The following is a 19697-nucleotide window of genomic DNA, read 5'->3' on the forward strand; positions in this document are numbered from 1 at the left end:
CGCAGAGCTCCGCAGTCAACAACCTGCACTACGGTACTGCTCGGGCGCTTACTGTTTTTATGGCAACCGGCAACGATCGCCTCTCGAAAATCCGTGACTACCTCGCAACAGCAGGATTCACGCTGATGGCCCGCGAGTGGCGCAACGTAGCGAGTCAGTATCGGTTTCGTTGCGAGAACGGTCACGCGTTGTCCCAGTCGGGAGCGAGTCTTTTGCGCCTCGTCCGAGGGGCGCGGGGCTCGCTACGATGCCGTCAATGCTGGGTCGAGCAGACGATGACTCGAATCCATGAGACTGCGGGCTCGGCTGGAGGCCAGTGCCTGAGTAAGCGGTATCGTGGAAAAAGCGCGCGCTACCGCTTCGTCTGTGCTGCAGGCCATAAGTTTGAGGCCACAGCCGCTTCGGTCTTGGCCGATCATTGGTGTGCAAAGTGCTCAACCGAACGACGAGCTGAGCGTCGTCGTGACCCTGAACCAGAATTAGTCCCGGTCGGAAGTGGAGATTTCCGGCTTGTGACCCTGAACCAGAATTAGTCCCGGTCGGAAGTGGAGATTTCCGGCTTGTGACCCTGAACCAGAATTAGTCCCGGTCGGAAGTGGAGATTTCCGGCTTGGTTGAGTTGTCAGGCGAGGCGGATTCCCTTGCCTGACGGGCGAATTCGGCGGGCGTCATCCACTGCAATGCAGAGTGGGGACGCACCTCGTTATAGTACGTGCGCCAGTCGTCGATTTTGCTCTGCGCGTCGGCCAATGACAAGAACCAATGCGCGTTCAGACATTCTTGCCGGAAGCGCCCGTTGAAGCTTTCGACCTTGGCGTTGTCAGTAGGCGTGCCCGGCCGGCTGAAATCCAGTTCGACGCCATGTTCATACGCCCAGCGATCCATTGCCTTCGAGATGAACTCGCTGCCGTTGTCGACCTTGATCGTGGCAGGGTGCCCGCGCATGGCGGTGATACGCGTCAGCGCTTCGACCACATGCTCTCCCTTCAGGCTTTGTCCAACCTCGATGGCCAGGCATTCCCGTGTGTAGTTGTCGACGACGGTCAGAGTCCGAAGGCGTCGCCCATCGAACAGTGCATCCGCAACGAAATCCATGCTCCAAATTTCGTTGATCGCGGTCACGATATGCTTGGGCTGTCGCAGCCGAGCCGATTTGTTACGTCGTGGTCGCTTATGCCGCAGTGAAAGGCCCTCCGCCCGATACAGCCTGTAGACGCGCTTGCAGTTATCTCGCCAGCCTTCCCGTCGCAGGACCACGTGAACGCGCCGATACCCATAGTGCACGCGCGTGGCGGTGATTTCCTTGATACGCATGAGCAGCGCCGACGAATCGCGCGCAACCGACTGATACCGATACAGCGAACGAGACATGCCAAACAACGCGCAAGTCTTCGTCAGGCTGGTTCGATAGCGATCACGCAATTCATCGATCAACATGCGCCGACGGGCAGGCTTCAGAGCTTTTTTGCGAGTACGTCCTGCAACATGGCCTTGTCCAGGCTCAGGTCCGCCACGAGCCGCTTCAGCTTCGCGTTTTCCTCTTCGAGCTGGCGCAAGCGGCGCAGCTCAGAAGGCCCCAACCCTCCGAATTTCTTCTTCCAGTTGTAGAAAGTCGCCTCGCTTATTCCGAGTTTGCGGCAGATCTCTTCGACCTTCGTACCCAGCTCGGCTTGCTTCAGGGCAAATGCGATCTGCTCTTCCGTAAACTTGCTCGTCTTCATGGCATGGCCTTCGTGTCCGCTTGGACACATCATGCCGAATTTCTCTACTTTTGCACCGGACTATTTCTTGGGTCAGGGTCAACAAGCGGCGACCTCGTCCCCCGCTTCCGCTGCAGGACGGGGGCCGCGTGTTAAAAATATCGCGCTCGGTGATTCGCCCGATACTGTGCGTCAGGCGCTGACTGCGTTATTGCCGCCGAGCAGTACGTGTCTGGTGAGCGATAATGCGGTGAGGGTGGTTTGCGAGAGCACGGCGCAACGTCTGCAGGGTAGCTTCACGTACGAATCCGGCAAACTATCCAGCTTCAAGTTCTATTCCGCCCTGACAAGTCTGGCATTCGGCCAGATGCCATTCAATGACTTCACGCAGAACTTCATGAAGGCATACAACATCCCGCGTATGGACCCAGCGCAAGACAACCCGGCGCTGAGTCAGTACCTGCGATATCGCGACGACAGTGGATGGGAGGCTGGCATCTATCCCGACAACACGTTTTACGTTAAGAGCGTTGCGACGGCGAGCCAGCAGGCGAAGAGCTTCAACTAGCGGTACGGCACACTGTGACAATCCACTGAGTCCGGAGCCTAGCAAGTGGCTCCGGTATCAGATACCTCGCTACACTTGTTGGAAGTTCGCGCTTTTATGCCTTCGTGCCCGTAAGCTTGCTTCTAGAAAGTACCGTAATCTGATCGACGAAGGTGCTCGGAGCGGTGTTGGCGATGATGATCTTACCTTTCCGCAATGCAACACAAGATATAGATAAGAAATACATTACAACACCATATATTGTGTGGTAGATTCCTCGTAACCTAGGGGAGGTCTCCACATGGACGAGATCGATCGAGAAGCAATCGCCAAAGAGTGTTGGCGTTTCCAGTATGAAGTCTGGCAGCGCGCGGGGCGGACACACAACACCATTCCGCACTTGTTGCAATTGTTTCGGCCAGACCATGCCGCGAGCGTTCATGGTTACGAATACGAAGTCGCGGCCGGATCACTTGGGGTCCACGGCGTCGGGAACGAGCAATACCAAGTTGCGGGACTTGTCGATGTGGAGCGCGGCATCATCAAGGTCGCCGGTAACTTCTCGTACGAGGTCCAGCGCTTCACGGGCTCACACGAACTCGGACACATGGTCCTGCACCCGGGGTTGACACTGCATCGGGACCGCCCGTTATTGGGCGAAACGACGTCGCTCGATAAGCGCGAGCGGGAGGCGAATTACTTTGCGGCATGTTTCCTTGCCCCTGAAAAGCTGGTCCGCAAGGCGTTCAAGCAGCGCTTTGGGACAGACATCCTGCACCTTGACGACAATGTTGCGTTCGCCCTCGTGGGCAGCAACATGATGCAGGACCTTCTTCGCGCAAAGACTGGTTCGATGGAGTTTCCGCGAGCGGTCGCGACGGCAAAGAAGTTCGGCCCCGGCAACAACTTCAAGTCGCTTGCGAACGAATTTGGCATGTCGCCGACGGCGATGGCGATCCGCATCAAGGAACTGGGCCTCGTTAACTACTAGTCGTAGCAGGGAGCGCGCCCTGATCGATAGACATTAGGGGACAGTGCGCTGACGTTGGGGGTGTTTGTGGGGGTATATTTTGTCCGATATTCTTTTAACCCCTTGCCAGCATGCTATGTCGGTCTAAATTCTAGTCCGGTCCCCGCACCACGATCGCTTCGATGCGTTTCGATGAAGGTCTGAAAAAACCCGCGAGAATTGAAGCGCTCGCGGGTTTTTTGTTTGTGCGGCGTGGCCATTCGTCGGAGGCTGCGGTGTCGGGGACGGATGTCGAGGATGTTGCGGCGGGCGGAGTGTCGAAAGATCCCCGGCCGATGCCCTCTCCCGAGACCCGGCCGTTCGCATGGCTCGTTTCTGACGATGAGTGCGCGATATTCCGGCAGGGGACGGGCGCGTGTTTCGATACGGCCTGTCGTTGATCAGGCGGGCCGATCGTGCGTGCGGACCCGCGACGCAGTGGCTGATCGACCATCTGACGCGTCCCGGCGAACCGGACGCCTGAAGCGCGACGCCGTGCACCGGCACAACGCGGGCACCGGGACACGCGAAGCCTTCATTGGCGTTGCCGCTGCGCTGCGGCAAAAACGGCGTCATGTGATACTGGCGACGCCCGTCGTACCGGACGCGTGGGTCGCCATCGGCACACGCGTCCCGCCGACCGCCTCCAACATCGTTTGCGTCACGCAAAAACATCGTCATGACCGACTCGACCCATCACTATTACGAACCGTCGCAAGGCCACGGCCTGCCGCACGATCCGTTGAACGCGATCGTGGGCCCGCGCCCGATCGGCTGGATCTCTTCTCGCGGCAGCGACGGCACACTCAACCTCGCGCCATACAGCTTCTTCAACGCGTTCAACTATCGCCCGCCGATCATCGGCTTTTCGAGTACCGGCGCCAAGGACAGCCTGCGCAACGTGCAGGAGACGGGCGAGTTCGTGTGGAACCTCGCGACGCGCGAGCTCGCCGAGCGGATGAACCAGACCTGCGCCGCCGTGCCGTACGACGTGAACGAGTTCGAACTCGGCGGCTTGACCGCGGTGCCGTCGCGCCTCGTCAACGTGCCGCGCGTCGCGGAAAGCGGCGTCAACTTCGAATGCAAGGTGACCGACGTGGTCCCGCTGCGTGATCATCACGGCGTCGAGACGCCAGCCACGCTGGTGCTGGGTGAGGTCATCGCGGTTCATATCCGCCATGACTTGCTGAAGGACGGCATCTTCGACACGTTTGGCGCCGGCATCATTCTTCGTGCGGGCGGTCCGTCGGCCTACGTGCACGTAAAGCCCGACAGTCGCTTCGACATTTTCCGTCCCGACGCGTGATCGATCGCGCCGGCGCAAGCCGGCGACCGGGCGCCGAAGCGCCCGAACCTGAAAGGACCCCGCGCAGCGCAACGATGTCGCGGGGTCTTTTGCTTCGTACCCTCGCATGAGACGGACGGGCCGATTCGTCCGCCCCCGATGCCCGATCGCGGCCGGCCCGGCGGTCTTGCACTGCAGCAACCACATCCTTCGCCGGTTCCGCCCGCCCGACGCGCGCCGTGGACCTCTGCCATGGCAAATCTGCTCACGACGAACGAGCGGCTTGGACATCGACGCCCGGCGCCGCAAGGCATAGATTTCCAAGGTTGACGCGCTTATCCGCGCGCCAACCCGCGCGCAGGCCGGCAACCGGCCGCGCGTTCCCAACAGCGTGAGACACAATCGAGCGTGGAGACGACACGATGAGCCTGTCAGAGCCATTGCGTCTGCATGTGCCGGAGCCCACCGGGCGTCCGGGCTGCAAGACGGATTTTTCCTATCTGCATCTATCGCCGGCCGGCGCGGTCCGCCGCCCGCCGATCGACGTGGCCGCGGCGGACACCGCCAATCTCGCCCGCAGCCTCGTGCGCGTGCTCGACGACAGCGGCCAGGCCGTCGGCCCGTGGGCGCCGGAGCTCGACGACGCGCGACTGATCGCCGGGCTGCGCGCGATGCTCAAGACCCGCATTTTCGACGCGCGCATGATGATCGCGCAGCGCCAGAAGAAAATCTCCTTCTACATGTTGAGCCTCGGCGAGGAGGCGATCGGCACCGCGCACGCGATGGCGCTGCGCGACGGCGACATGTGCTTTCCGACCTACCGGCAGCAGAGCATCCTGATCGCGCGCGACGTGCCGCTCGAACGGATGATCTGCCAGCTGATGTCGAACGAAGGCGACCCGCTGAAAGGCCGCCAGCTTCCGGTGATGTATTCCGACCGCGAAGCGGGCTTCTTCTCCATTTCCGGCAACCTCGCGACGCAGTTCATCCAGGCGGTCGGCTGGGCGATGGCGTCGGCAATCAAGGGCGACACGAAGATCGCGTCCGCGTGGATCGGCGACGGCGCGACAGCCGAAGCCGACTTCCATACCGCGCTCACGTTCGCGCACGTGTACCGCGCGCCGGTCGTGTTGAACGTCGTCAACAACCAGTGGGCGATCTCGACGTTCCAGGCGATCGCGGGCGGCGAAGGCACGACCTTCGCGGGGCGCGGCGTCGGCTGCGGGATCGCATCGCTGCGCGTCGACGGCAACGACTTCCTCGCGATCTACGCGGCGTCGAGTTGGGCCGCCGAACGCGCGCGCCGCAATCTCGGCCCGACGCTGATCGAATGGGTGACCTACCGCGCGGGCGCGCATTCGACGTCGGACGATCCGACCAAGTACCGCCCGAGCGACGACTGGTCCCATTTCCCGCTCGGCGACCCGATCGAGCGTTTCAAGCGTCACCTGATCGCGAAGGGCATCTGGTCGGACAGCGCACACGAGGCGCTGACGGCCGAACTCGAGGCCGAGGTGATTGCCGCGCAGAAGGAAGCGGAGCAATACGGGACGCTGGCCGACGACCGGATTCCGTCGCCGGCCTCGATGTTCGACGACGTGTACAAGGAGCTGCCCGCGCACCTGCGCCGTCAGCGCCAGGAACTGGGAGCATGATCATGGCGCAACATGAGACAGACACGGCGACGCAGCCGATGACGATGATCCAGGCGCTGCGCTCCGCGATGGACGTGATGCTCGGCCGCGACAGCGACGTGGTCGTGTTCGGGCAGGACGTCGGTTATTTTGGCGGGGTGTTCCGCTGTACCGAAGGACTGCAGAACAAATACGGCAAGTCGCGCGTGTTCGATGCGCCGATCTCCGAAGGCGGGATCGTCGGCGCGGCGGTCGGAATGGGCGCGTACGGGCTGCGCCCGGTGTGCGAGATCCAGTTCGCCGACTATTTCTACCCGGCGTCGGACCAGATCGTGTCGGAAGGCGCGCGGCTGCGCTATCGCTCGGCCGGCCAGTTCACCGCGCCGATGACGATCCGGATGCCGTGCGGCGGCGGCATCTACGGCGGCCAGACGCACAGCCAGAGCCCGGAGGCGATGTTCACGCAGGTGTGCGGGCTGCGCACGGTGATGCCGTCGAATCCGTACGACGCGAAAGGGCTGCTGATCGCGTCGATCGAAAACGACGATCCGGTGATCTTCCTCGAGCCGAAGCGGCTGTACAACGGGCCGTTCGACGGCCATCACGAACGGCCGGTCACGTCGTGGCTCAAGCATCCGGCGAGCGCGGTGCCCGAGGGTTATTACACGGTGCCGCTCGACACGGCCGCCATCGCGCGGCCCGGCAGCGACGTGACGGTGCTGACGTACGGCACGACCGTGCACGTATCGCTCGCCGCCGCCGAGGAGACGGGCATCGACGCGGAGGTGATCGACCTGCGCACGCTGTGGCCGCTCGATCTCGACACGATCGTCGCGTCGGTCCGCAAGACCGGGCGCTGCGTCGTGGTGCACGAGGCGACGCGCACCTGCGGCTTCGGCGCGGAACTCGTTTCGCTGGTTCAGGAACACTGCTTCTACCACCTCGAAGCGCCGGTCGAGCGCACGACGGGCTGGGATACGCCGTATCCGCATGCGCAGGAATGGGCGTACTTTCCGGGGCCGGCCCGGGTCGGTGAAGCGTTGCGACGCGTGATGGAGGCGTGAAATGGGGATTCATGTCATCAAGATGCCGGATATCGGCGAAGGGATCGCCGAGGTCGAGCTGGTGGCCTGGCATGTGGCAGTCGGGCAGACGATCAAGGAAGACCAGCCGCTCGCCGACGTGATGACCGACAAGGCGGCGGTCGAGATTCCGTCGCCGGTGACGGGCAAGGTGATCGAACTGGGCGGCCGGATCGGCGAGATGATGGCGGTCGGCAGCGAACTGATTCGACTCGAAGTCGAAGGCGACGGTAACCTGAAGGCCGGCGCACCGGTGCGGGAAACAAAGGTAGCAACCGCACCGGTCGCGGCGGCGCCGGCGAAGCCGGCGGTCGACGTGCCGGCCGAGCCGCCTGCACGGCCGACGGCGAGCGACGCTCCGGCGCGGCCGCGTCGTGACGCACCGGCGGCGCAGCCGCGCGCGGCGCTCGCGCCGGGCGAACGGCCGCTCGCGTCGCCGGCCGTGCGTCAGCGCGCGTGGGACATGGGCATCGAGCTGCGCTATGTGCGCGGCACCGGTGAAGCCGGGCGGATCCTGCACGCGGACCTCGATGCGTATGCGGGCGGCGGCGCGGCGCGGCCGGTGCACGCGCACGGCTACGACGAACGCAACGACGAGACCGAGGTGCCGGTGATCGGCTTGCGCCGCGCGATCGCGCGCAAGATGCAGGAAGCGAAACACCGCATCCCGCACTTCAGCTACGTCGAGGAAATCGACGTCACCGAGCTCGAGTCGTTGCGCACGGAACTGAACCGACGCTACGGCGACACGCGCGGCAAGCTCACGCCGCTGCCGCTGCTGATCCGCGCGATGGTGATCGCACTGCGCGATTTCCCGCAGATCAACGCGCGTTTCGACGACGAAGCAGGCGTCGTCACGCGTTACGGCGCGGTGCACATGGGGGTCGCGACGCAGACGGACGGCGGCCTCACGGTGCCCGTGCTGCGCCATGCCGAAGCGCGCGACGTGTGGTCGATCTCGGCGGAAATCGCGCGGCTCGCCGATGCCGTGCGCGCGAACCGCGCGCAGCGCGACGAGTTGAGCGGGTCGACGATCACGATTTCGAGCCTCGGCGCGCTCGGCGGCATCGTGTCGACCCCGGTGATCAATCACCCGGAAGTCGGCATCGTCGGCGTGAACCGGATCGTCGAGCGGCCGATGATCCGCGACGGGGCGGTCGTCGCGCGCAAGCTGATGAACCTGTCGTCGTCGTTCGATCATCGCGTCGTCGACGGCGCGGATGCGGCCGAATTCATCCAGGCCGTGCGCGCGGTGCTCGAACGCCCGGCACTGCTGTTCGTGGAGTGAGCGCGATGAAGAACGAACACACCACACTGCTCGTCGTCGGCGGCGGCCCGGGCGGCTACGTTGCCGCGATCCGCGCCGGCCAGCTCGGCATTCCGACCGTGCTGGTCGAGCGCGACCGGCTCGGCGGTACGTGCCTGAACATCGGCTGCATTCCGTCGAAGGCGCTGATCCACGTGGCCGATGCGTTCGAACAGGCGTGCGGCCAGGCGGGTGAAGGCGCGCTCGGGATCCGCGTGCGCACGCCCGAGCTCGACATCGCGAAAAGCGTCGCGTGGAAGGACGGCATCGTCGACCGGCTGACGCGCGGCGTCGGCGCGCTGCTCAAGAAAAACGGCGTGCGCGTGCTGCACGGCGACGCCCACGTGATCGACGGCAAGACCGTCGACGTCGTCACCGGCAATCATTCGGTGCGGATCGGTTGCGAACACCTGTTGCTCGCGACGGGTTCCGAGCCGGTCGAGCTGCCGACGATGCCGTTCGGCGGGCACGTCGTGTCGTCGACCGAGGCGCTGTCGCCCGCGACGTTGCCGAAGCGGCTGGTCGTCGTCGGCGCCGGGTACATCGGGCTCGAACTCGGGACCGTCTATCGCAAGCTCGGTGTCGACGTCAGCGTCGTCGAGGCGGCCGAGCGCGTGCTGCCTGCATACGATGCGGAACTCGGGCGGCCGGTTGCCGATTCGCTCGCACGGCTCGGCGTCCGGCTGTGGCTTGGCCACCAGGTGCTCGGGCTGGCGGAGCACGGCGCGGTGCGCGTGCAGGCCGCCGACGGCGCCGAGCAGACGCTGCCGGCCGATCGCGTGCTGGTGGCTGTCGGCCGCCGGCCGCGCGTCGACGGATTCGGGCTGGAGACGCTGCAGCTCGATCGCAACGGCCGCGCGCTGCGGATCGACGACACGTGCCGGACGTCGATGCACAACGTGTGGGCGATCGGCGACGTCGCGGGCGAGCCGATGCTCGCGCATCGCGCGATGGCGCAAGGCGAGATGGTGGCCGAGCTGATTGCCGGCCGGCGCCGCCAGTTCGTGCCGGCGTCGATTCCGGCCGTGTGCTTCACCGATCCCGAGATCGTGACGGCCGGCTGGTCGCCGGACGATGCGCATGCGGCCGGCGTCGATTGCGTGAGCGCATCGTTCCCGTTCGCGGCGAACGGGCGCGCGATGACGCTGCAGGCGACCGATGGCTTCGTGCGCGTCGTCGCGCGACGCGACAATCACCTGATCGTCGGCTGGCAGGCCGTCGGACGCGGCGTGTCGGAACTGGCCGCGGCGTTCTCGCAGTCGCTGGAGATGGGCGCGCGGCTGGAGGATATCGGCGGCACGATCCATGCGCATCCGACGCTGGGCGAGGCGCTGCAGGAGGCCGCATTGCGCGCGCTCGGGCACGCGTTGCATGTCTGATAGGCGGGCCGCCTGAAACGGAACCGCCGGCGTGCCATGCGCGCATCGGCGGTTCGTGCTTTTTCACGCTTGCGTCGTGTGCATCCAGTCGGTATGCGGAATGCATCGATGCCGGCTTCCGCGCCGGCGCTGATCGCCGAAGGCCGGCTGTCGATCGGGCCGGCGTCGGCCGCGTCGTGGCGCGCGACAGGACAGGGAAGACGCCCGGTCGGTAATTTTGGGAGACAACGGACGGGTTGTGCGCGAGCGGCCGGCCGGGGATCATGTCGATAGCCGGAAACCGGGCCGCATCGGGCCCGCCAACGCAGGCTTCACACGGAAGAACCGGACATGAAACTGCTGCTCGTCGGCGCGACCGGACTCGTCGGGCGCCACGTCCTCGAAGTCGCGCTTGCCGATTCGCGGGTCGATCAGGTCATCGTCCTCGCGCGCCGGCCGCTGTCCCCGCATCCGAAGATGCGCGCGCTGGAGGTCGATTTCGACCAGTTGCCCGACACGGCCGACTGGTGGCAGGCCGATGCGGTCATTTGCACGCTCGGCACGACGATGCGGGCCGCCGGCTCGCAGGCGGCCTTCCGGCGCGTCGATCACGATTATCCGCTGGCCGTCGCGCGGCACGCGCACCGGCACGGCACGCCGACCTACGTGCTGAATTCCGCACTCGGCGCGGATGCCGCGTCGCGCATCTTCTACAACCGCGTGAAGGGCGAGGTCGAGCAGGCGCTGGCCGGCGTCGGCTTTGCGTCGCTCACCTATGTGCGGCCGGGCCTGATCGGCGGCAGTCGTGACGAATTCAGGTTCGGCGAGCGGCTGTTCGTGTTCGCGTTGAACGCGGTCGGGCCGGTGCTGCCGGCGAAGTGGCGCGTGAATCCGGCGTCGCGGATCGCGCGTGCGCTGGTCGATGCCGCGATCGACGCGCGGCCGGGCGTGCACGTCGTCGCATCGGACCGGCTCGTCTGACGCGCGGCGGGCTGCCTCGCGTAGCCGGTTACCGGCCCGACCAGTCATCGAGCCCGCCGAACTGCTCGGCGAGCGCCGCGGTGAACGCGTCCATCGCGTCGCTGCCGTCGCGGTTTCGCGGCGTCGCGAGCTGGAATTCGACCGTGTGGCTCAGCTTGCTGGCAAGCAGCCGGCGCATCTTCCCGGCAGCGATCCACGGCGCCGCGACGTGGTCGGGCAGGAACCCGACATGCGCGCCGGACAGGATGAAGATCACGTCGGCGTCGACGTTTTCGGAGAACGCGGTCGGCTGTGCGTTGCGCAGCGCCGCACCCGACGTGTTCGTCTTGTAGAGCCGCGCGACGTTGCTCGCGCGCGCGATGTCGCTCGCCGACACGCTTTTTTTCGCAAACAGCGGATGGCGTGCGCCGCAATGCAGCGACTGATGTTCGACGAACAGCGGCGCGTAGTGCAGGCCGGCCTGATGGCCGGAAAAATAGCCGATCGCGAGCTGCAGTTCGCCTTTCAGCAGCCTGCGCTCCAGTTCGTCGGGCGGAACCGCGAGCATCTCGATCAGCACGTCCGGCGCCTGTTCGCGAAAACGGCCGACGGCCGCCGCGATCGATTCGACGATGTCCGGCGCGAGCCGTTCGGACAAACCCACGCGCAGCTCGCCGAGCAACGTGCCCGACACGTGCTGCGTGTCGCGCGTGAACACGTCCATCGCCTGCAGGAGCCGCCGCGTCGACTGCAGCACGCGCTCGCCTTTCGGCGTCAGCCGGAAGCCGCGCTTGCCGCGATCGCACAGCCGGAACCCGAGGCGCGTCTCGAGCTTGGCCATCTGCGTGCTGATGGTCGAAGGCGCCATGCCGAGCGTGCCCTGCGCGGCGCTGAAGCCGCCGCACTCGGCGATCGTCAGGAACAGCCGCAGCAACTGCAAATCCATGTCTCGGAGCCGGGTCAGCATGGCAATACATCGCATTTCGTGAAGTCGGCTTATGTTAGTTCATATTTTTCGTTGGATGCCGTGGCGGCAGAATCGGGCACGAGGTCGCCAGCCGCGCGGCCGTGTCCCCTTCAGACAGGAATCCGACGATGAGCCAGAACGATTTCGCGTTTACGCGCGACAGCCTCCACGGCACCCAGGCCGAACCGACGTTTGCGGGCGCGACGAGCTTCATGCGGCGGCGTTTCAGCCGCGATCTCGACGGCGTCGATCTCGCGATCACCGGCGTGCCGTTCGACGCCGCCGCGTCGCACCGGCCCGGCACGCGCTTCGGCCCGCGCGGGTTGCGGATCGCGTCGACGGGCCTCGCGTGGGAGCGCCCGTGGCCGTGGTCGTTCGATCCGTTCGACGTGCTGGCCGCGGTCGACTACGGCGATTGCGCGTTCGATCTCGGGCAGCCGGAATCGGTGCCGGGTGCGATCGAGCGGCATGCCGATGCGATCCTCGCGCGCGGCTGCGCGATGCTGACGCTCGGCGGCGATCACTTCATCACGTATCCGCTGCTGAAGGCGCATGCGAAGGTGCACGGCCCGCTGTCGCTCGTGCATTTCGATGCGCACACCGACACCTGGCCCGACCGCGACGTGAAGCGCATCGATCACGGGACGATGTTCCATCACGCGGCGCGGGAAGGGTGGGTCGTGCCCGCGCGATCGGCGCAGATCGGCATCCGGACCACCAACGACGAGCCGATGGGATTCGACATCCAGGATGCGCGCCGCGTGCATGCGTCGACACCGGCCGCGGTCGCCGCGCGGATTCGCGAGCGGGTCGGCGATCATCCGGTGTACCTGACGTTCGACATCGACTGTCTCGACCCGGCGTTCGCGCCGGGCACCGGTACGCCGGTGTCGGGCGGATTGTCGAGCCACCAGGCGTTCGAGATCCTGCGTCACCTCGACGGCATCAACCTGGTCGGCATGGACGTGGTCGAGGTGTCGCCGCCGTATGATCATGCTGAAATCACGTCGTTGGCCGGCGCGACGATCGCGCTGGAACTGATCTGCCTGTATGCGTCGCGCCGGCGGCACACCAAGGAAACATCGATCGATGGATGACCTCATCTGGCGCAAGGCCGTGCCCGGCGACGCGGCCGCGTGCATCGCACTGCGCGGCAAGACACGCGAGAACGCGTTCACCGAAACGCAGTTGCGCGACCTCGGCATCACCGTCGAAAGCTGGGGCGACGGGATCCGGGACGGCCGGTTCGCGGGCCATGTCTGCTGCACGAACGGACGCATGGTCGGCTACTGCTTCGGTGCTACCGCTTCGGGCGAGATCGTCGTGCTCGCGATCCTGCCCGAGTACGAAGGGGCGGGGATCGGCAAGCGGCTGCTGCGGCGCGTGATCGACGATTTCGCGGCGAACGGCTTCACGTCGCTGTTTCTCGGCTGCTCGACCGATCCCGCGTCGCGCTCGCACGGCTTCTATCGACATCTCGGCTGGATGCCGACCGGCAGGCTCGATGAAGCCGGCGATGAAATCCTGACGCTTCAGGTGAGGCAGGGCGCCTGACCGCATGCGCTGCCCGGATCTCGATACGCCGGCGATCCGTAAAACTGTTTCGTCATACCAAGCAATAACGCCATTGCCGCATGCGCGCTGATCTACGATGGAAGCATTGCCTCCATGGTCGGCACGAACCGTGTGCACTCACTACCGCGCTCCCGGCGAAGACCCCGGCATCAGCGAACTGAAGATCGGCATCGGCGACCTGTATCGCCGCGACCCGTGGGCACCCGACGTGTATCCCGACTACGCGGCGCCCGTCGCATGCGCCGACGGCGACGGCCTTGCGGTCGTGGCGGCCGTGTTCGGCTTCTGGCCGAAGTTCATGCAGCCCGAGCGGCTCGACGAGCACGGCCGGAAAAGAAGGAAGCTCGATACGGTGAACGCGCGCACGGAAACGGTCGGCGCATCGCGTCTCTACGGGAACGCCTGGCGCAACGGCCAGCGCTGCCTGATTCCGGTGCGCTGGATCTGCGAGCCGTGTTACGAGACCGGCCGCAACGTGTGGCACCGGATCGGCGTCGACGGCTGGCAGCCGTATTGCGTCGCCGGTCTCTGGCGTCGCCATGAAGACAGCGGCGGACGCGTCCGCATCGGCATGACGATGCTCACCGTGAACGCCGACGATCATCCGCTGTTCGCGCGAATGCATCGGCCCGGCGACGAGAAGCGCGGTGTCGTGATCCTGCGCAGCGAGGATTACGACGAGTGGCTGCACACGCGCGACATCGAAGCGGCGCGGCGCATGCTGAACCTGTTCCCCGCAGGCGGCATGACGGCCGAGCCCGATCCGGCACCGCCGGCCGGCGCCTGACCTTTCATTTTTCCGACGACCGGCTTGCGGCGAAATTGCCCGACCCCGCACCGATTGTTCGGACGATTTCGAAAATCGGTCGATACCGGGTAATCACCGATATCTCACAAGTTGTATATACAAGATCATCCGCTGGCAATGTCGGCACACGTCGTGCCGCTTGCGCGCCAGCGTGCAGACCATGCGTGCGTGGCGCATGCCGGCGATCCACGGCGCCCCGCATCCGCAGAGCCGAAAGGGCGGCTCGCTGCATCCTGTCCCGTTCAAACCATGTGTGGTCCTGAGTATTGGGGAGATTGACCCGTGTCAACGAATTCGAGTGGAAAGGCCGGCGGACTGATCGAGGTCCGCTCGATCGACTTCATTCCCGACGCCGAGCGCCACGGCGGGCTGCTGAGCCAGTTCACGCTGTGGCTGTCGGCGAACATGCAGATCACGGCCATCGTCACGGGCGCGCTCGCGGTCGTGCTCGGCGGCGACGTGTTCTGGTCGCTGGTCGCGCTGCTGCTCGGCCAGCTCGTCGGCGGCGCCGTGATGGCGCTGCACGGCGCGCAGGGGCCGCAGCTCGGGCTGCCGCAGATGATCTCGAGCCGCGTGCAGTTCGGCGTGTACGGCGCGATGATCCCGATCGTGCTCGTGTGCCTGATGTATATCGGCTTTTCCGCGAGCGGCTCGGTGCTGGCCGGGCAGGCCGTCGCGCAGTTGCTGCACGTCGATGACGCCGCCGGCATCCTGCTGTTCGCGGCCGTGATCGTCGTGCTGACCGTATTCGGCTACCGCGCGATCCACTTCGTCGGCCGGATCGCGAGCGTGGTCGGCATCGTCGCGTTCGTCTACATGTTCGCGCAGCTGTTCGCGAACCACGACGTCGGCGCGCTGCTCGCGAACCGTCATTTCTCGCTCGCGAGCTTCCTGCTGTCGATGTCGCTGTCCGCGTCGTGGCAGATCGCGTTCGGCCCGTACGTTGCCGATTACTCGCGCTACCTGCCGCGCTCGACGTCGTCGGTCGCGACGTTCCTCGCGGTCGGCCTCGGCTCGGTGATCGGCGCGCAGGCGGCGATGGTGTTCGGCGTCTTCGCGGCCGCGCTGGCCGGCAGCCAGTTCGCGCATCACGAAGTGTCGTATATCGTCGGGCTCGGCTCGACGGGCGCCGTGGCGGCGCTGCTGTACTTCAGCATCGCGTTCGGCAAGGTGACGGTGACGGCGCTCAACGCGTACGGCAGCTTCATGTCGATGGCGACGATCGTCAGCGGCTTCCGCGGCAAGGGCGCGGTGTCGTCGAAGAGCCGCCTCGTGTACATCGTCGGGATGATCTGCGTGTCGACGCTGATCGCGCTCGCCGGCCGTCATTCGTTCCTGAAGGAATTCACCGCGTTCATCCTGTTCCTGCTCGCGTTCTTCACACCGTGGAGCGCGATCAACCTCGTCGACTACTACTGCTTCACGCGCTCGCGCTACGACGTGCCGGCGCTGTCCGATCCGGACGGCCGCTACGGACGCTGGAACGGGATGGCCATCACGATCTACGTGGTCGGTATCCTCGTGCAACTGCCGTTCATGTCGACGCACATCTACACGGGGCCGCTCGTCGATGCGCTCGGCGGCACCGACATCTCGTGGATTCTCGGGCTGATCGTGCCGGCCGTGCTGTATTACATCGGCGCGCGCGCATCGCGTCGCAGCATTCCCGAGCGCCTGATCCTGCCGCTCGAACGCGGCGAAGTTCACCACTGACGGCGCATCCCGCGCATCGGGCCGGCTCGTTGCCGGCCTGAGCGTCGAGCCGGGTGCGGTCCGCGCCGGGCCTACCCGATCGATTCCCATTCCCGCGATACCGGTGCCGCGTGACTGTCGCGCCCGGTGTCGTTTCCTTCTCTGCCTATTTAAATAGTATGACTAAATATATTGAAGCGTACGGCAGCGATTGCCGGGCGCGGACGGTGCACGCCGGTCTTCGCGCGACAGTCACGGTCGCATGCCTCGCCGCATCGGGCACCGTGCTCGCGCAGGACGGCGTCACGTTGTACGGCGTGATCGACGAGTTCGCGCAGTACGTGAATACGGGCAACGGCTATACGGCGGCGATCAACTCGGGTGGCCAGTGGGGCAGCCGGTTCGGCTTGAAGGGCGGCGAGGATATCGGCGGCGGGCAGAAGATCGAGTTCGCGCTGGAAAACGGCTTCAATCCGAACGACGGTTCGCTGGCGAGTGCCGGCAGCATGTTCAACCGGCAGGCGTGGGTCGGCGTCGCGGGGGCGTGGGGGAAGCTGCGCGCGGGCCGGCAGAATTCGCCGCTGTTCAACGACCAGGGCGGGCAGGACGCGTTCGGCGGCGTCACGCAGGCATCCGGCATGGACAACCTGACCGTGTTCGCGTTCCGCACCAGCAACACGCTGTCGTACCAGAGTCCGGAGATCGCGGGCTTCCGGGGCGGGCTGTATTTCGGCTTCGGCGACGCGGGCGGCGTGCGCTCGGCCGGTTCCAGCCAGCAGTTCGACCTGACCTACGAACACGGGCCGTTCGGCGCGTTCGTCGCGGGCCAGTGGCTGAAGAACGCGACGGCGACCACGACCGATCGCACGATCATGGCCGGCGCCTCGTACGAGATCGGCAAGGCAACCGTGTACGGCGGTTTCTCCGCGGTGAAGTGGGCCGACCTCGGGATCGATTCGCGCGTGTACGGGCTGTCGGTCAAATACCAGTTCAACCCGGCGAACTATGTCGCGCTCGGCTACGCGTACCTGCATGACCAGTCGTCGCAGGGCAACAATGCGGACCAGCTGGGGCTGATGTACGAGTACGACCTGTCGAAGCGCACGAGCTTCTACGGCGCGCTGTCGTACCTGCGCAACCGCAACCAGGCCGGCTACACGCTGGCCGGCGCGGCGAACCCCGGCCTGCCGCTCGCCTACCCGGGCGCGAATGCGCGCGGCGTGCAACTCGGCATCGTGCATCGTTTCTGATGCGTGCGACGCGCCGGGCCGCCTGCGCCCGGCGTGTTCTCCGCGCGCAGGCGCACCGTCACTTCCCCAGCCGCTCCGCGAGCGAATAGCGCTGCATGCAGCGCTCCATCGCGTCGAGAAACGCCTGCTCGGCCGCGTTCATCTTGCGGTCGCGATGCCACAGCAGGAACACGTCGACATCGACGAGCCCGTCATCGGGCGGCAGCCGCCACAGCCGCTGCTGCGCGATGTCGTCGCGCACGATGTGCTCGGGCAGGCAGCCGATCCCGTAACCCGCGAAGATCAGCCGCCGCACTTCCTCGAGGCTCGGCGACGATGCCACGATGCGCCCCGTGAAGCCCTTCTGGTCGCGGAACACGGTGAGCGGCGACAGGCTGTCGCCGATCTGGTCGCTCGTGAACGACACGAAATTCTCCGCGAGCAGATCGTCCATCCGCAGTTGCGTCTGCCCGAACAGCCGGTGATGGCGGCCGCAGTAGATCGCATAACGCTGGCGCAGGAAACAGCGCATCTCCAGCTTGTCGTGCGGCGTGCGGCACAGGCCGAGCCCGGCCGTGGCCGTCTTCTGCAGCAGCGACGACAGGATGTCCGACGAGCGCATCACCTCGATCTGCAGGTCGATGCGCGGATACGCGCGATGGAATTCCGCGAGGAATTCGTCGTAGACGGGCGACTCGATGCGGCTCACCGTCAGCAGCCGGATCGAGCCGGTCAGGTCGGCCGTGCTGTCGTCGATTTCGGTTTCGAGGCGCGAGATGCCGCCGTAGATGTCGCTTGCGATCCGGTACACGGCCTCGCCGGCCGGCGTCGCCGCGAAATGCGCGCCGCGCCGCTCGATCAGCCGGCGCTCGAGCGTCTCCTCGAGCCGCCGCAGCGCCTGGCTCACGGCCGGCTGCGTCACGTGCAGGCGCGCGGCCGCGCGGCTCACGCTGCGCTCCTGCATGATCACCAGATAGGTGCGCAACAGGTTCCAGTCGAGGCGGTCGTTCAGGAACGGGGCAAGGTCGGGGCGCATCGGGTCTCCGGGCGAGGCGTCGGGTAGGCATTAGTTGAATTTATACAGCGAATAATAACTTGAAATTTGACTAATGATTTGCGGTCGCCGATAAAGGAGGGGCGCCGCAGCGTGCGGCGCGAGGCCGCGCGAGACGGTCGTCACCACGATATTGCGCGTCGCCCCGCAGCGGCGTGCGTCAGGAGCCCGCATGACCCAGTCTCTTCCTTCCGCGCGCCAGCCGGGGCGTGCCGCGACGGCCGCGTTCATCGGCACGATGATCGAGTGGTACGACTTCTACATCTACGCGACCGCCGCCGCGCTCGTGTTCGGCGAGCTCTATTTTCCGTCGCACGACCGCTTCGTCAGCACGATGGCGTCGTTCGCGACGTTCGCGGTCGGCTTCTTCGCGCGGCCGCTCGGCGGCGTGATCTTCGGCCACCTCGGCGACCGCATTGGCCGCAAGAAGGCGCTGATGACGACGCTGATGATGATGGGCGTAGCGACCGTGTGCGTCGGGCTGCTGCCCGATTATTCGACGGTCGGCATGCTCGCGCCGGTGCTGCTCGTCGCGCTGCGCGTGGTGCAGGGCATCGCGGTCGGCGGCGAATGGGGCGGTGCGGTGCTGATGGCGGGCGAGCATGCGCCGCAGGGGCGCCGCACGTTCTTCGCGTCGTTCGCGCAGCTCGGCAGCCCGGCCGGGCTGATCCTGTCGCTGGTCGCGTTCCGGGCGGTCACGTCGATGGACAAGGCCGACTTCCTCGCGTGGGGCTGGCGCCTGCCGTTTCTCGCGAGTTCGGTGCTGCTCGTGGTCGGCATCCTGATCCGGCTCGGCGTGAACGAATCGCCGGAATTCGCGCGGGTGAAGGAAACCAACCGCACGGTGAAGCTGCCGGTCGCCGAAGTGTTTCGCTCCGCGTCGGGGCTGGTGCTGCTCTGCATCGGCGCGAACACGATCGGCATCGCGGGCGTCTATTTCACGAACACGTTCATGATCGCGTACACGACCCAGTACGTCGGCGTATCGCGCTCGCTGATCCTCGACAGCCTGTTCGCGGTCGCGATCATCCAGTTCGTCGCGCAGCCGGTCGCCGCCTGGACCGCCGAGCGGATCGGCGGCGCGCGCTTCCTGAAGCTCGCCGCGCTGCTCGCGATGCTGTCGCCGTATCCGATGTTCATGCTCGTGCAGGGCGGCACGTCCGCGTCGCTGATCGCAGGCATCGCGCTCGCGGTCGTCTGCATGGCCGGTTTCTATTCGGTGATCGCGGGTTTCGTCAGCGACGTTTTCCCCGCGCATGTGCGCTATTCGGCGATCTCGCTCGCGTACCAGATCTGCGGCGCGATTGCCGGCGGCCTGACGCCGCTCGTGGGCACCTGGCTCGCGCATCGCTTCGCCGGGCAGTGGTGGCCGCTCGCGGTGTTCTACACGGGTCTCGCCGGCATTTCGCTGCTCTGCATCGTTGCGCTCGACGCGCGCCGTGCGGCCCGGCCGGCTGCCGCCGAAGCGCTCGGTTCGCACTGACCCTCAAC

The 19697-nt window shown here is 65.8% G+C and carries 18 protein-coding genes and 1 pseudogene; 16 read left to right on the forward strand and 3 right to left on the reverse strand.

What is annotated here, in order from left to right; genetic code table 11:
- Nucleotides 1–579: 579 nt before the first annotated feature.
- A protein-coding gene (locus VXM69_RS25760; RefSeq protein ID WP_088578745.1) for an IS3 family transposase occupies nt 580–1721 on the reverse strand; the annotation gives its coding sequence in 2 pieces (ribosomal slippage) (nt 580–1469 and nt 1469–1721; 1143 coding nt in all).
- A gap of 31 nt (nt 1722–1752) precedes the next feature.
- Between VXM69_RS25760 and VXM69_RS25765 the strand changes: the two genes are divergently transcribed.
- The 10 genes and pseudogenes from VXM69_RS25765 to VXM69_RS25810 all read left to right on the forward strand — a co-directional run bounded on the left by VXM69_RS25765 (nt 1753) and on the right by VXM69_RS25810 (nt 10902).
- On the forward strand, nt 1753–2268 hold the full coding sequence (locus VXM69_RS25765) for a hypothetical protein (RefSeq protein ID WP_367189449.1): 516 nt from the start codon (nt 1753–1755) through the stop codon (nt 2266–2268).
- Nucleotides 2269–2548: 280 nt separating this feature from the next.
- Entirely contained in the window at nt 2549–3238 is a 690-nt protein-coding gene (locus VXM69_RS25770; RefSeq protein ID WP_367189450.1) for an ImmA/IrrE family metallo-endopeptidase, read from the forward strand.
- Nucleotides 3239–3399: 161 nt separating this feature from the next.
- The gene (locus tag VXM69_RS25775; RefSeq protein WP_226251715.1) at nt 3400–3657 is read left to right on the forward strand and encodes a hypothetical protein; all 258 of its coding nucleotides are present in this window, start codon (nt 3400–3402) and stop codon (nt 3655–3657) included.
- Nucleotides 3633–3740 (forward strand): annotated as a pseudogene (locus tag VXM69_RS25780) (LysR family transcriptional regulator); the annotation flags it as partial. The gene VXM69_RS25775 and the pseudogene VXM69_RS25780, both read left to right, overlap by 25 nt.
- Before the next feature lie 195 nt (nt 3741–3935).
- Nucleotides 3936–4562, forward strand: a complete 627-nt coding sequence (locus VXM69_RS25785; RefSeq protein ID WP_069705407.1) for a flavin reductase family protein — start codon at nt 3936–3938, stop codon at nt 4560–4562.
- Nucleotides 4563–4963: 401 nt separating this feature from the next.
- Nucleotides 4964–6196 (forward strand): 3-methyl-2-oxobutanoate dehydrogenase (2-methylpropanoyl-transferring) subunit alpha, encoded by a 1233-nt coding sequence (locus tag VXM69_RS25790; protein ID WP_034186600.1) that lies wholly within the window; start codon nt 4964–4966, stop codon nt 6194–6196.
- A 2-nt stretch (nt 6197–6198) separates the two neighbouring features.
- Complete coding sequence (locus VXM69_RS25795) at nt 6199–7239, forward strand: alpha-ketoacid dehydrogenase subunit beta (protein ID WP_034186601.1); 1041 nt, start codon at nt 6199–6201, stop codon at nt 7237–7239.
- A gap of 1 nt (nt 7240) precedes the next feature.
- The gene (locus VXM69_RS25800) at nt 7241–8545 is read left to right on the forward strand and encodes a dihydrolipoamide acetyltransferase family protein (RefSeq protein WP_367189451.1); all 1305 of its coding nucleotides are present in this window, start codon (nt 7241–7243) and stop codon (nt 8543–8545) included.
- A 5-nt stretch (nt 8546–8550) separates the two neighbouring features.
- Nucleotides 8551–9942 (forward strand): dihydrolipoyl dehydrogenase, encoded by a 1392-nt coding sequence (gene lpdA / locus VXM69_RS25805; RefSeq protein ID WP_367189452.1) that lies wholly within the window; start codon nt 8551–8553, stop codon nt 9940–9942.
- A gap of 330 nt (nt 9943–10272) precedes the next feature.
- The gene (locus VXM69_RS25810; RefSeq protein ID WP_034186604.1) at nt 10273–10902 is read left to right on the forward strand and encodes an NAD(P)H-binding protein; all 630 of its coding nucleotides are present in this window, start codon (nt 10273–10275) and stop codon (nt 10900–10902) included.
- 28 nt (nt 10903–10930) lie between these two features.
- On the opposite strand, the gene VXM69_RS25815 is transcribed toward VXM69_RS25810, so the two are convergent.
- On the reverse strand, nt 10931–11848 hold the full coding sequence (locus VXM69_RS25815) for a LysR family transcriptional regulator (protein WP_059560589.1): 918 nt from the start codon (nt 11846–11848) through the stop codon (nt 10931–10933).
- Between the two features lie 128 nt (nt 11849–11976).
- On the opposite strand from VXM69_RS25815, the gene speB reads away from it, so the two are divergent.
- The 5 genes from speB (at nt 11977) to VXM69_RS25840 (ending at nt 17173) form a co-directional block, all read left to right on the forward strand.
- Nucleotides 11977–12945: an agmatinase gene (gene speB, locus VXM69_RS25820; protein WP_124670424.1), complete on the forward strand. Its 969-nt coding sequence runs from the start codon at nt 11977–11979 to the stop codon at nt 12943–12945.
- Nucleotides 12938–13402, forward strand: coding sequence for an N-acetyltransferase family protein (locus VXM69_RS25825; RefSeq protein ID WP_367189453.1), 465 nt, complete (start codon nt 12938–12940; stop codon nt 13400–13402). The genes speB and VXM69_RS25825 overlap by 8 nt, the downstream gene beginning before the upstream one ends.
- 130 nt (nt 13403–13532) lie before the next feature.
- Nucleotides 13533–14210, forward strand: coding sequence for an SOS response-associated peptidase family protein (locus VXM69_RS25830; protein WP_049034239.1), 678 nt, complete (start codon nt 13533–13535; stop codon nt 14208–14210).
- Between the two features lie 303 nt (nt 14211–14513).
- Nucleotides 14514–15944: a cytosine permease gene (locus VXM69_RS25835; RefSeq protein WP_034186609.1), complete on the forward strand. Its 1431-nt coding sequence runs from the start codon at nt 14514–14516 to the stop codon at nt 15942–15944.
- A 158-nt stretch (nt 15945–16102) separates the two neighbouring features.
- Entirely contained in the window at nt 16103–17173 is a 1071-nt protein-coding gene (locus tag VXM69_RS25840) for a porin (protein ID WP_124670421.1), read from the forward strand.
- A 58-nt stretch (nt 17174–17231) separates the two neighbouring features.
- On the opposite strand, the gene VXM69_RS25845 is transcribed toward VXM69_RS25840, so the two are convergent.
- Nucleotides 17232–18188, reverse strand: a complete 957-nt coding sequence (locus tag VXM69_RS25845) for a LysR family transcriptional regulator (RefSeq protein ID WP_034186611.1) — start codon at nt 18186–18188, stop codon at nt 17232–17234.
- A 190-nt stretch (nt 18189–18378) separates the two neighbouring features.
- Between VXM69_RS25845 and VXM69_RS25850 the strand changes: the two genes are divergently transcribed.
- On the forward strand, nt 18379–19689 hold the full coding sequence (locus VXM69_RS25850) for an MFS transporter (protein WP_034186612.1): 1311 nt from the start codon (nt 18379–18381) through the stop codon (nt 19687–19689).
- Nucleotides 19690–19697: the final 8 nt, after the last annotated feature.

Origin of the sequence: Burkholderia sp. Ed8 (assembly GCF_040761425.1) — a bacterium.
GTDB classification, from domain to species: domain Bacteria; phylum Pseudomonadota; class Gammaproteobacteria; order Burkholderiales; family Burkholderiaceae; genus Burkholderia; species Burkholderia seminalis.